We start from the raw sequence: 13,129 nt of genomic DNA, 5'->3' as shown, positions 1-13,129 counted from the left end.
CGTACATGCTCTATACGTCGTAAGTGACCCAGCGGCGCTGGAACCAGAGCTGAAGCAGCGTCAGAACTAACAGGATCGCAAACAGGATTACGGCCGCCGAACTGGCCCCGCCAAACTGGTTTTGTTCAAAACCCAGGTGATAGATGTGATACACGATCGTATAGCTATCTTTACCCGGGCCACCACCAGTCAACACAAATGCCTGGTCAAAAACCTGGAAAGAGCTAATAACCGACAGGACAGTGGTAAAGAAGAGGGTGGGAGTAAGCATTGGCAGCGTCACACGAAAGAAGAGCTGCAAGCGATTAGCGCCGTCAATCCGGGCAGCTTCAGCGTATGTTGCCGGAATACCTTGCAGACCGGCCAGGAAGATGATCATATTAAAGCCCAGGCTGCTCCAGATGCTTAGCATCGCGATCGAAGGGATAACAAAACGGGAATCAGTTATCCAGCCAGGCCCATGAATATGAAACCAATCTTTGAGCAGGATATTGATCAGACCGAAATCACTGTTGAGCAGCCAGCCCCAGATCACCGCCACGGCGACGCTACTGGTAACCACCGGCATAAAGTAGATCACACGATAGATCGTTTTGCCACGTACGTTATTGAGTCCTAGTGCGGCCAGCAGTGCCAGAATCAACCCACCCGGTACAGTCAGAATAGTGTAATACAGGGTATTCCACAGCGCGATATGCAGGTCAGGGCTGTTAAACTGATCAATATAATTCTGAAAGCCAACAAATGTCATGGGCCCCAGCCCATCCCAGTTGTTGGCGCTATAGTAGAACACCGCAATGAGAGGAATTAAAGCAAACGCCAAAAGTCCAATCATTTGAGGAAGAATAAAGAAGTAACCCCATAAGGCTTCACTCATCTGACGTCGGCGCAAGTTATTCCTTGATGACCCTTGTTTAGCCACCCCAAGCGAACTGACTTGATACTCCATGTCTCGTACCTTAACCCCTATGTTTTCAAGAGACTGCGAGGGAAAGCAGCCTGTGGTGAAGATAGTAAGGGAAATAGCCTTCTTGACAAGGCTATTTCCCCACATACACAAAGTGGATGTGTACCGCTTGCGAACAGTATTACCAGATTACTGTATTTTTTCCTGGCCGGCTTTGATACGGGGATTGGCCATGGAAGCAACACCGGCGAGAGCGGTGGTAATGTCTTTACCTTGCAGCCAGACTGGATCAAGGGCGGTTTTGATGTCATCCGACAGGGCGGGGGCGCTGCCCTCGGCCGGGGGGAGACCATAGCCAATGTTACGCGCATCAAGCAAGAACTTGGCGTGAACTGGTATGTTGCCTTCCGTAACCACTTTTTCTGTATCAGTCGATTTGATGGAAGGTACGGCGTTACCACCTCCATGGAGACGGAAGGTCTGGCCATCAGCCGAAACGAAGTTGGTGAGGAAATCAAAGGCGGCATCTTTCAGTTTGGTCTTCTTGTTGATGACCATATATGCCAGGGCTACTGGTGCGGGAGCAATGGTACCCGATGGGGAGGGGAAAGGTACGCAGTCGTACTGAAGGCTACCAGCAGTCTTGAACTCGGGCAGATCCCAACGTCCAACTGAGATAAAGCCAACCTGGTTACCAATGAAGTTCAGATCTGAACCCTGGCCCTTTGGCAGGCTACCAGCATAGACGATAGTCTTCTGCTTTGTCTGATCGGCCAGCCACTTCATGGCATCCAATGACTTGGGGTCTTCATGGGCGATAAAGTTGCCATAACCATTGTTGTCATAGACTTTACCACCATTGGTGGTACACCAGGCCCAAAATTGCATAGCCCAGGCATCAAGGATAAAGCCTTGCTTGCCGTTGGTATGAATCTTCTGGATCATCTCCTGGAAGGCGTCACGCGTCCACTTATTCTGCGCATAGAGATCGGTGGGCATGTCTTTGACGCCGGCATCGGTCAACACTTTCTTGTTAAACCAGAGCAGCAGAGGATTGCAGTCTACAGGTACACCAAAGATCTTTCCGCTCTTGGTCTTGGCAGCGCCCCACAGGCCAGGCAAGTAGTCGTCAGCCGACTCTTTACTCTTTGAGCTGGAGAGCAGGTCGTTCAGTTGCATAATGGTCTGGTTAGCGACCAGCTTGGCAATGTCGCCATCACCAACATAGAATACGTCCGGCGCATTACCACCATTCAGCTCGGTCGTGATTTTGGTGAAATAGTTGTTGTTGGCCGAGGGAACGTAGTTATACTGCACATTGGTTTTGTGTTTCTGGTTGTAGTCCTCGGTGAAGGCTTTAAAACGCGCCAGTTCACCAGTATTGGCCCAGTTGGACCACGTAATCGAGGAGCCAGAGCCACCGCTGCCACTGCCGCCGCCACAGGCCGCGACAAATGCTTCCACGCTAGCCAGAGAAATACCAAGCCCGACGGCCCGGTTGATAAACGCACGCCGTCCAATTTTGCCGGTCAGGAAACTTTGAACGAGGCTTTGCTGAGGATTGCCCATGATGATACCTTCCTTTTATTCCATCTTTGGAACCAAGATCACTGATGCATTAGTGCATCATTAACGATACCAGATTGACATAAATAAAATGCTAGAGTCGATGCAAGTACATTTGAGTATAAAAATACACCTGAGATACGACTCAGATGTCATACTATTTGGGACAAGAGTTGCTTATAGCTAGAATTAGACTATAGCTCCACAAACTAAAGTCACAACTATAGGCTAGTTTTCCGAAGCAACGAAACTTATCTATATGTATCATGCATGACCATCAACGTTGAAAAAAGCTGCTCTAGTACAATTATACGCTAACATCGCGTATAAAACCTCACTGGAATTCAGCGATCCTAGAATACATAGAATAAAGGTTAATTAAATACTATGTATTCACGGAAATCCTGTATGCAAAATTTATAACTGAAAAATTATCATTTGTCAATATGAAGGATGCAGTATTTCAAAAAAAGGGATTAATGCTTTTTCTAATAAACCCTGCTGCCAGCTAGATTGACAAATGGTCGAGCTATCCTGATTGAGACAAAACACTACATTTACACTCATCAATTAGCATCAGAATCAGTTATACTCTCTGCGCCTATCTGCTTTTTGCAGGTATTGTACCTCCTTACTTATTAGAGACTGATCAACTGTGGAATTTCGGACAATTTTGAGACGAATTTTTCGCGGCGCGAAAAATTCGTCTCAACGCTGCTGACAACATGAATCATTTTGTATCATGCAAATATGTTCTTCCGCCAGCGGCTCTTGAAAATTTTGTGTGCAAATATCTCTATATAATACGGAGTATGTGCGCATTAAGTATACTAGATGATACTGCGCACAAGTCCACCATCCACGCGTAGTGCGGATCCATTGATGGCTGACGCCAGCGGGCTGCATAGAAAGGCAACAAAGTACGCTACCTCCTCTGGCCGGATCAAACGTTCGATTAATGACGTAGGGCGATTCTCTTGCATAAAGCGCTTTTCTGCTCTGGCGGGCTCCTCATCTGGAAAAACATCATGAATAAACTTGCTGACACCTTCTGTCAAGGTTGAGCCTGGCAATACAACATTCACGGTCACCTGTGTACCCTTTGTAAGTTCGGCCAGGCTACGCGACAAAGCCAGTTGCATCGTTTTAGTAGCGCTATAATGCGCCATCTCAGGCGCAGGATTGATAGCCGACTCGCTAGAGATAAAGAGGATACGCCCCCAGCCCTTATCAAGCATGCTCCTTAAATAATGACGTGATAAACGTACCCCACTCATATCATTGACCTCGAAGAAGTGCAGCCACTGCTCATCCGTAGTATCGAAAAAATCTGAAACCTCAAAAATGCCCAGATTGTTCACCAATATATCCACATCTGGATATGTCCCAATGGCCAGCTGGCATCCCTCTTTTGTCCCTAGATCCGCTATGAGAGCGGCAGCCTGAGCCTGGGGATAACGCTGCCGAAACTCCTGTCGTGTTCGCTCAACGCTGTCCTGGTTGCGACCGTTTACAATCACCTGCGCCCCTTCCCTGAGCAGTTCCTCTGCAATCGCCTTACCAATACCCATCGTAGAACCCGTTACTAATATCCGTTTACCCTGCAATTGTAAATCCATATCTGGTACCTTTCTATCTATAGGTTGATGAGATCCATCCCTCCTTCTCCAGCACATGTACGTCAAAAGATTGCGCAAAGCGTTAGCCTGGCGGCAACATCAGTAGCACGAGGCAACATCATGATCAGTGACAGGCAAAAGTAATCAACGTCTGGCGTGATGCATTGGCAGATAAAACAGCAGCTATGTTGCAAAGCAAGCGCAAGCAACTGTTTGGCAATATAGCTTGACAGCGCAGATAATCACTGCTATCATGGGGAGGCACAAATGACAACGGCATCGCTATGTCTAAAAGTGCACTATCACCCTCAAGAGCCACACACAATATGTGTGTCAGCCCCCTACGCTGAATGGCCAGTGGTGTGTATATATCTATAAAATACTGAGCCAGGACGTCAGCTTCATTCGGCTAGACGCATCTTTTCAGTCAAAACCTAAGACAATCGTCCAGGAAACAGGAACTGTTCAGAACGGCGAGCCACCCATGCCTTCTACGTATCCTCCTGGATTTGAGCGTAGGGACCTTATAAGGAGAAATAAAAGCATGTTTGCAGTCATTAAAAGTGGTGGACGGCAATACAAGGTTTCCGTAGGCGATAAGCTCGAAGTAAACCGACTTGCAGTCGAAGAGGGCTCACAGATTCGTATCGGCGAGGTCCTGTTGATCTCGGACACCGACAACACATTTGTTGGCGCCCCATTTGTAGAAAAAGCCGAAGTGCTGGCAACCGTTGAAGGCCACACACGCGGTGAAAAATTGATCGTTTTCAAATATAAATCCAAAAAGCGCTATCGCCATCGCCGCGGCCATCGCCAGGAACTGACCGTTCTGCGCATTGACGATGTTTTCGCTGAAGGCAAGAGCCTCGTTTCAAAAAAGTAATCAGGCCCTGAGGCGTATTAACGGAGGAATAATTCATGGCACATAAAAAAGGTATGGGTAGCTCTCGCAATGGTCGAGATAGCAATCCTAAAATGCTTGGCGTCAAGCGCTTCGATGGTCAATTAGTCACCGCTGGTAGCATCATTGTTCGTCAGCGCGGCACAAAGATTCGCCCGGGCGTCAATGTTGGAGTGGGTCGCGACCACACTCTGTACGCACTCACCCACGGCTATGTGAAATTCGGCCATGCTAGCCGCGAGCGTCGCGAGGTCAGCATTGTGAGCGAGTTTCCTGATCGCCCATCACTCGCTGAACTGCTGACAGCCCAGGAAGCAGTTGTAGTCGCCGAGTAGATTTTCCTACCACAGAAGAAAAAGAAAGCTCTCCAGTTGTCAATGACAACTGGAGAGCTTTCTTTTTGGCTATACCTACGGTATTTGCTTCTATAATTGCGACAAATTTGCGACAATTACATAACATCTTCGAGACAATAAAGGCGTATAATCCACCTTATAAGTGTTGTGTACGGCATCAGCATATCTCATTTCTCTTTACATCACACTTTTTTCTAATGAATACATACTTATCAATAAAAATTAAAATTGCAGGTAAATGAAAGGAACGGTCAAACATATGGCATATGGACCTCCCCTGATAGCCGAGATGCAGCGCTCTCGCGCTGGCATGTCGCGCTCAGATGAAGTGGTGTTGCGCATCAATAACCTGAGTAAACAATATAAGCAGCGTATGGCTGTCAATAACCTCAGTCTGGAAATTCATAAAGGTGATATCTTTGGCTTCCTGGGCCCTAATGGCGCAGGTAAAACGACTACCATCCGTATGGTGTTGGGATTGATTACGCCGACGGCTGGAAGTATTGAAATCTTAGGTAAAGAGCTTGCGCACCACCGTTCCCGGGTTCTTCCCCGCGTTGGCGCGCTGATCGAGACCCCTGCCCTCTACCTTTATATGTCTGGACGTGACAATCTACGGGCCGTCGGTTCCGTTCTGGGTGGCGTTTCCAATAAGCGTATCGATGAAGTGCTTGAGCTGGTCGGACTCACTAACCGTCAGAAAGATCGCGTCCGTACCTATTCACTGGGTATGAAGCAGCGATTGGGTATCGCCATTGCCCTGCTGCAGGACCCCGACCTGGTCATTCTGGATGAGCCAGCCAATGGACTCGATCCGGCTGGCATCGTGGAGATGCGCGATTTGATGCATCGTCTCGCGGCTGAGGGCAAGAGCGTGCTTATTTCCAGCCACCTGCTTACCGAGGTGCAGCAGATCTGCACACGCGTCGCGATTATCTCGTTGGGCTCCCTGGTAAGGGAGACGACCATTGAAAATCTGGTCCGGGGCGACGGCGAGTTTAGTGTACGCCTGGAAAACGCGCCAGGAGCCCTGCAGCTGGTGCAAAAAGAGTCCTGGGGTAAAGGGGCCTATATTAATCCAGATGGCGCCCTGGTGACGACGGCACCCGGAGGACAAGGCCGCAACCTGAACCTTTTCCTGGTCCAGGCTGGATTTGTACCAGACACGCTGACACCCGCGACCAAAGACCTGGAAAAGATTTTCCTTGAATTGACAAATAGTAGCTCAGGAGAGATACAGTGAGTACAGCAATTGTAATGAGCGAGGCGGAACGGGCGCGGCTCCGAGCCTCAACCCCTAGCTTTTTCGGGATTATTCGTGGCGAATTATTAAAAATGTCGCGCCGCTGGTCAACCTGGATTCCTCTGCTTCTAGTGATCCTGTTTATCTGCGCGGGCACACTAGTGCGACTCATCGATAGTGAACTAAAACAAACTATTGCGATGGATCAACTTGGCTTTATGTATAAAGAGATGGAAAATGGGCTGGCCTTTGTCCAGATCTTCACCGGCCTCTACATCCTGGTTTTGACTGCTTATGTGATAGGTCTGGAATATCAAATGGGTACCATTCGTGTGCTGGTGGCACGTGGCGTGGGGAAGCTAACACTGCTGGCAGCCAAAGTAACCAGCCTTTTGATTGTGGCCTTGCTCGTCCTCATTGGCTGTATACTGCTGACAGCCGCTCTGATCTTTATCCTATTGCTGGTCAAAGTAGGTAACCTGGATGCTTTAAAAACGCTTACCTCACAGTTCTGGTCAGATACCGGACTCTACCTTCTGACAGTGCTGGTCAGTACCGTGGTAACTATCCTGCTGGGCACCGTGTTCAGTGTGCTCGGTCGCTCCCTGACGATCGGTTTAAGCGCCGGACTGGCCTGGTTTCCAGTCGACAATATTGGCGCCCAGTTTTTCCGCCTGGGCTATCTGATCACCAAAAATGACTTCTGGAAAAATGTGACCGCCTACTTCCTGGGGCCTAACCTGAATGCTATGGCCAGCCAGGTATTACCTGCCAAACTGCATATCTATCCAGTTGGCATCACCCCGCTGGTCCAGGTTGATGGTGCGCACACCCTGTGGGTCGCATTGGTATACGGTCTGATCTTCCTCGTAGCCTCGATCGCACTGACAGTGATGCGCGATATCAAAGAATAACCTCTCTACTTGCAGAAAATAAATTAGAGCAGCTCCTGCAAACAGGTACGCCCCTCCTGCTTATCGATCAAAACCGCTCCCAGTCGCTTTTTGGGAGCGGTTTTGATCGATGCATACATAATGTTATTATTGCTTATTTTTCGATTTTGAAGAGTAGAAGCGCCCACAAGGGGCGCACCTACTTTATTTTATAATCTCCGGAACTGGCTGGGTCTGGGTGCTCTGCTGGTTGCCAGTATCTTGCTTCTTCACTGGCTGCTTCTTACCCTGATTACCGTTCACAACCTGTGTGCCAACCAGAGTAGCGTTGACGGTAATTTTGTCCTGCATACTCAGCTTGATCGGACTCTTCAGACCAAGCAGGCCCCGACAATTCAGGCCCTTGGCTCCCCAGCTACCGTTGAAGCGCTGAGCCAGGAAGGTAAAGAGGTTATTGGCTAGCATAGGATCGGCAGAGGGCTTCAGACTGGTCATAGATTGATCGGCAAAAATACGCGACGGAGCTTTGGCCAGGAAGTTCTGACAGTACTGTGCTGTATTTGCGTCAGCCAGGCTCTGGGCCAGAGGCTGATTGACACCTGCACGATACAGATTTACTTTGGCCAGGCTCGTATTATTTCCAACCTTAACCATTGGATCACCACTGGGAACCAGTGCTACGGGTGCTGCCTGGTGGGCCGCTGCCTGCAACTCATTGAGAGGCAAAGCCGTCACATTATGACCGGGATTGGCAAGGTCTGGTGCCGACCACGATTGACATCCCAACGCGCTATCCAAACCAAGCGCGAGCAGGCGGTTATCGCTACCATTGGTCTGCAAAATGCCCTGTGGCAGCTGGCCCGAAGCAGCATCAGTATGCTGAGCCATGCGCCGGGTGGCTGGATCAATCAAGTATTCGGTCGTGACATTGTCGCTCTGGTCCATATCAATCAAACTAAAGTCCCGTACCGTAGGACAGGGCATGCCGTCATTGGCCATACCCAGAGCAGGTACGGTCAATTTACCAGCAGTGATTGCCTGATTGGCTGCATTGAAAAATGCCGATGCATTACAATAGGCAAACTGACCAAAGATCGAATTCGCCAGGCCATTGACACAATTACTGGCCTGCAGATTCTGCGTGCCCCCACGCAAGGTCAAATTATTGCCATTAAACCCAAACCAGAGGCCAACGATAGCGCCCTGTGGCAAAGTAGGCACCACAGGAGCAACGGCTGGCTTGTCTCCCCGATCAACAACCAGGGGATTGTAAATAGAGATCTGGTTGGTCTGCGGATTAAAAATAGCTCCCTGCACAAAAGCGGCTTGCTTGAGATTATTCTCGTGGCATGCTCCTTTGTCGCGATCGGTTGCCACCAGTTGATAGGGAGTAGCCAGACCCTGGGCCGTTAAGGGCTGGGGCGGCACGATCAAAGAGCAATCCCCATTGACCGCAGCGTCATCTTTCGCGTGGGATGAGAGCGACGGACTAAGCAGGAGCAGAGCTCCAGCTCCGGCAATAATAGCCAGGGTGAGCAGTGAACTTATCAGCACAAAAGGTGAGATGTGGCGTTCACGCCTCCTCTGGTTTGGTAGTACGCCTTTTCGATAAAGGTGGCTTTCAGGTGACTTATTACTCATATGCATACACTTTAACTCTCTTCTATCCAGGATTTCCTGGGTATTTGGGCACGCATCCGTGCGATAGAAGATAGAGCTGCGTGAAACTGCCATCCGGTTGCAGATTGTTACGCATGGCTCTAGTTTATACTGGCAGTTTCAATGACATATATTGAAACTAGCATAGTTATTTTAACTATCATTGAATCACAATAGTTAAAAATGACACACTGCTAGATGTGATAATAACATAGCTAAAGGGGCTATCAAGCTTACGGTGATGAAAGTTAGTACTTTCTACTAAGTTTCCAACTAGGGCAAATGCAGTTTTCATCGGCGTAAGATGGGAGAGAGGATTATTGAGGAGCGATAGATTATATTTTGCGAGCAAGAGAGAGAATTTCGACAATCACAGCAGCAATGATGATGATGAAGGCGGTAAGAATATTCCAGCTGTGGAGGGCACGCAGGGCGAGATTGGCGAGGATAATAATGGTGAGTAGTCCGGCCTGTCGCAGGGCCTGGCGGTTGGTAGCCCGGTAACGGCGCGTAAAAAGCAGGCGTTGACCCAGAAAATGGGTCAATGGGAAAAAACTGCACATGAGCGCGAGAGATAATAGCCCGAAGAACATTAAAATGGCGAACAATGAAGAAGGCACCACTAGATATGTAAACAATAATAGACCGCCCCAGGCCAGTGGGGCGATCATAGCGACTATTGTTCGATAGGGGTACTTTTTCATCCTTTACTCTTATCTCATCAAATTAAAGCCTTTATTGCCGTTCAGTGGCGCATCTGAGCGGCGGCGACTCTCCGGCGTATCTTTGTTAAAGTATTGCTGCCATAGATCTGGCGCATCCTTACTTTCACCGCCGTGCTGAGTATAGCGCGTACGTACACGACAAATGACAGGCGTGTTTACGGCGGCGCCAGCAACGATCACCTGGCCCTTCGAGAGAGCGGGCAAATTACCCAGCAGATCGCGTCCAACGCCTTCGATTGCGGCTGCGACGCTCTTCTGGTCGATCTCGTTGACGATACGCATAATACACTGCGTCTGACACTGGCTGAGCACGTCGGCATCCAGTTTACCTGGCCGCTGACTGATCAAGCCAACGCCGATACCAAACTTACGGCCCTCGGCCAGCACCTGCTTGAGAATACCGGTCGAGACGACTTCTGTTCCGCCTGGCGCGAAGTGATGTGCCTCTTCCAATAGGACAAACACAGGGTAAGGCAGATACGATTCGCCAGAATGGACCTTGCCGCGCTCGGTATCCATGCGCGCTTGATTGAGGCGGCGCAAAAGCGTGGCCACAATTACCTGCTGATCGCGTTCATCGATCTCATTGAGCTGCAAGACCGTACACTGTCCCGGGCGAAAGATTTCTGGCAAGTCCAGGTGCTGAGTATCATCAAAGGTAAAGCTATGCTCAAAACGCTGCTCGACACGCCACGTAAGCGCATGCACAGTACTGGAGTCGTCGGCTCCCTCGCTATCCTCGTCATTCTTCTGGCGCGAGACCGCCTTGATGGCCTGTTTGAGGTCCGCCACGCCCCAGGGATGGTTACGCCTGGTTTCATGCACCTTACGCAAGGCCCTGCTTAGCAGATACTGCTGCTTCTCGGTCATCTCTGGTAGCAACTGACGCATATCACCAATATTCAAGGTTGAGATGCGCACCTTGACCTGTTCAGGTTTATAGACCTGTACCTGGGCCCGATAGCCGCGACCGGTACCATCGCCCTCCGCAGAAAATTGCGCATAATTGGTAATCTGGTCCAGGGTTCCATATTCGCCATGGGGATCAACAATTAAGACGCAGGCCTTATTCTGGGCCTTCATCAGTTCCTCAATGACCACACTGGCCAGGTAGCTCTTACCGGCACCTGTGCTGGCTATAATTGCCAGGTGAGTGCTCACCAGATCCTTAACCGAAAGTACGATCGGCACAGCATTGGGAGCGCGCGTCAACAGCGAACCAATGGTGGCCGAGCCCGGATCAAGATCTCTTTTACGACTCAGGATCTCAGCCAGCATGACATCATCGGCCAGGTATATCTGCTTGCCCGATTGCGGAGGAATCCAGGGATTGATGAATGAGCCAGTGGCGGCATCATAATATCCCATAATGGCTACATGCAACTCAAACAGTTCATTAGTGCGCGAGTTATAGCCAACCATCGCCGCCACCTGAGCAGGTGGAATCTCTGGCTCGCCCAGAAAGGTATCCGGATATAATTGCAATGGTACACGCTTAATTATACGTCCGAGCACGCGGCGCACAGGCACCTCACCAGTGCCACCATTCAAAGCGACAGCCTCAGGATCGAGCAACTCATAATAGACATACTCACCGTTTTTCAGAACCTGGTCATCGTCGCGCGAGACAAAAGTATATTCATGCGTCTCCTCACCCGGCCCCTTGGTAATACCGACCGGTCGGCGATACGCAGGATGGGTAGGAGAATCCGTTCGTGATGGTTCAAGCATAGTTGGGCACCTCCGCTACCCGGTTGTTTCCACTTTTAGGCGCCAGGCAAAATTCCGTTTTACAATGGAGAGTAGCGCGAGATTCTGCGGAAATAAACGCTCTAATTGATCAATAATCCGCAATGTCACCATCGGGAGCAAGCTACTGCGCTGAGCAATGATATGTGGCACATAGCCCATATGCAGATATGAAGATTGGCTATCGGGCCCACCGGCAGGGTCAGCAAAGTAATGGAAGGTGCGTACCTCTGCATCGGTCATGGTCTCGATCTCGCTATCCAGTTCAAGGGAGAGCAAAGGTACACCATGCATAACAGACAACACCTCTGGCTCTTCGCCAGCAATCGCACGCTCTTCCATCATGCCCAAAATCATAATATAAGTGAGCACGGCCTTCTCGGAAATATAATCAGGCGAAAATAGTTCTACCTGCGTCTCATTCGAGAGGCGAGGCCCCAGGGCACCGAAAGCGGGATTTTGCAAAATCGTATCGTAAATGACGCCAACCGCGTAAGTAATCGGTTCTCGGCTGTGGCCTAGCACTTCATCTAGTAACGCATCCGGATCATCTGAACGCTCTGAGCGCACAGCTATACGCACAAAACGGCCAAAGGCATAGTCCGCCGGGCCTGGTTGGATATCAGCCTCGCGGGGACCAAAAATTTGACAGACATAGTTAATATGAGAATCTGATTTAACTATTTTCCCGATTTTCATCATTCAACCTCTCGGGGATGTTATAAAAAAAGCAAATTGCATCCAATGCACATATCCCTGCACACAACATCGTGCTGTATACAACCGACAACAACTACATATTGTGAAGCAAGCCGACAGGAAAGGACAGAAAGGTCCACAATGATCCCCAAAAAACAACGATTAGAACAAATGGTTTGGCGGCATTATAACACAGACTCTGATCTTTGTGCGCTTCTTGCCGCTATCAATGGTACCTCTGCGGCAAGATAATAACATAAACCGCGGGAGCCTGTACCACCTGCCTACGAACGGCATAGCAATACCATAAACAGCTAGCCGTTTTCAACAGATGAGTTTATGGTCTACAATTACTAATGCTATTTACTCATTATCGCTGAGGAAAAGGAGAGATTATGTCAGAATCGTCTTCCACCACCAATCAAAAAGAGAAAAACAAAGCACCTCGCCGACCGGCAGAGGTAGATAAATATGTCGATACGTTTTTATCCGTCGTCTGCGATCCAAGCCGACGCTATATTCTGGAATTGCTGTCTTTTACGGAGCCGGGGGAAAACTCTCCAATGCCAGAGATGCGTTCAGGGGAGATTGCTAAAGCCATCGGGCTGTCAGCGGCGACTACATCCGAGCACTTGCGCCAATTGGCGACAATCGGGCTGGTTTCTTGGCGTCGCGAAGGTAATGTGGTCTACTATCAGTTGTGTAATGTTGAACTGGTTGCATCGTTTCACAAACTGACCGAAGCACTGGATAATAATTACGCGTTGAAAAAAGAAATGTAGTCACCGTCTTTTCCAGTCACAACTAAATCT

Annotated in this window: 12 protein-coding genes; 5 read left to right on the top strand and 7 right to left on the bottom strand. The window is 49.4% G+C overall.

Going from position 1 to position 13,129, the window contains the following annotated elements; translation table 11 throughout:
* Nucleotides 1-10: 10 nt before the first annotated feature.
* The 3 genes from JMI88_RS23690 to JMI88_RS23680 form a co-directional block, all read right to left on the bottom strand.
* Nucleotides 11-949: a carbohydrate ABC transporter permease gene (locus tag JMI88_RS23690; protein ID WP_201364442.1), complete on the bottom strand. Its 939-nt coding sequence runs from the start codon at nucleotides 947-949 to the stop codon at nucleotides 11-13.
* 147 nt (nucleotides 950-1,096) lie between these two features.
* Nucleotides 1,097-2,476, bottom strand: a complete 1,380-nt coding sequence (locus JMI88_RS23685; protein ID WP_201364441.1) for an ABC transporter substrate-binding protein — start codon at nucleotides 2,474-2,476, stop codon at nucleotides 1,097-1,099.
* Nucleotides 2,477-3,303: 827 nt separating this feature from the next.
* Nucleotides 3,304-4,092, bottom strand: coding sequence for an SDR family NAD(P)-dependent oxidoreductase (locus JMI88_RS23680; RefSeq protein WP_201364440.1), 789 nt, complete (start codon nucleotides 4,090-4,092; stop codon nucleotides 3,304-3,306).
* A gap of 544 nt (nucleotides 4,093-4,636) precedes the next feature.
* Here JMI88_RS23680 and rplU point away from each other — a divergent pair.
* The 4 genes from rplU (at nucleotide 4,637) to JMI88_RS23660 (ending at nucleotide 7,506) form a co-directional block, all read left to right on the top strand.
* On the top strand, nucleotides 4,637-4,975 hold the full coding sequence (gene rplU, locus JMI88_RS23675; RefSeq protein ID WP_201364439.1) for a 50S ribosomal protein L21: 339 nt from the start codon (nucleotides 4,637-4,639) through the stop codon (nucleotides 4,973-4,975).
* Between the two features lie 35 nt (nucleotides 4,976-5,010).
* On the top strand, nucleotides 5,011-5,328 hold the full coding sequence (gene rpmA, locus JMI88_RS23670) for a 50S ribosomal protein L27 (protein ID WP_201364438.1): 318 nt from the start codon (nucleotides 5,011-5,013) through the stop codon (nucleotides 5,326-5,328).
* Nucleotides 5,329-5,608: 280 nt separating this feature from the next.
* Complete coding sequence (locus JMI88_RS23665) at nucleotides 5,609-6,592, top strand: ABC transporter ATP-binding protein (RefSeq protein WP_201364437.1); 984 nt, start codon at nucleotides 5,609-5,611, stop codon at nucleotides 6,590-6,592.
* Nucleotides 6,589-7,506 (top strand): ABC transporter permease, encoded by a 918-nt coding sequence (locus JMI88_RS23660; RefSeq protein ID WP_201364436.1) that lies wholly within the window; start codon nucleotides 6,589-6,591, stop codon nucleotides 7,504-7,506. The genes JMI88_RS23665 and JMI88_RS23660 overlap by 4 nt, the downstream gene beginning before the upstream one ends.
* A 183-nt stretch (nucleotides 7,507-7,689) precedes the next feature.
* On the opposite strand, the gene JMI88_RS23655 is transcribed toward JMI88_RS23660, so the two are convergent.
* The 4 genes from JMI88_RS23655 to JMI88_RS23640 all read right to left on the bottom strand — a co-directional run bounded on the left by JMI88_RS23655 (nucleotide 7,690) and on the right by JMI88_RS23640 (nucleotide 12,320).
* Nucleotides 7,690-9,126: a hypothetical protein gene (locus JMI88_RS23655; protein ID WP_201364435.1), complete on the bottom strand. Its 1,437-nt coding sequence runs from the start codon at nucleotides 9,124-9,126 to the stop codon at nucleotides 7,690-7,692.
* 353 nt (nucleotides 9,127-9,479) lie between these two features.
* Complete coding sequence (locus JMI88_RS23650) at nucleotides 9,480-9,848, bottom strand: hypothetical protein (RefSeq protein WP_201364434.1); 369 nt, start codon at nucleotides 9,846-9,848, stop codon at nucleotides 9,480-9,482.
* Between the two features lie 9 nt (nucleotides 9,849-9,857).
* Entirely contained in the window at nucleotides 9,858-11,600 is a 1,743-nt protein-coding gene (locus JMI88_RS23645; RefSeq protein WP_201364433.1) for an ATP-binding protein, read from the bottom strand.
* A gap of 15 nt (nucleotides 11,601-11,615) precedes the next feature.
* On the bottom strand, nucleotides 11,616-12,320 hold the full coding sequence (locus JMI88_RS23640; protein ID WP_201364432.1) for a DUF8166 family protein: 705 nt from the start codon (nucleotides 12,318-12,320) through the stop codon (nucleotides 11,616-11,618).
* Nucleotides 12,321-12,712: 392 nt separating this feature from the next.
* On the opposite strand from JMI88_RS23640, the gene JMI88_RS23635 reads away from it, so the two are divergent.
* A complete protein-coding gene (locus JMI88_RS23635) occupies nucleotides 12,713-13,099 on the top strand; it encodes an ArsR/SmtB family transcription factor (protein ID WP_201364431.1) in 387 nt (128 codons plus the stop codon).
* Nucleotides 13,100-13,129: the final 30 nt, after the last annotated feature.

Source organism: Dictyobacter formicarum (genome assembly GCF_016587435.1).
The sequence above is the reverse complement of the archived record's forward strand: the minus strand, read 5'-3'. Positions and strand labels throughout refer to the sequence as shown.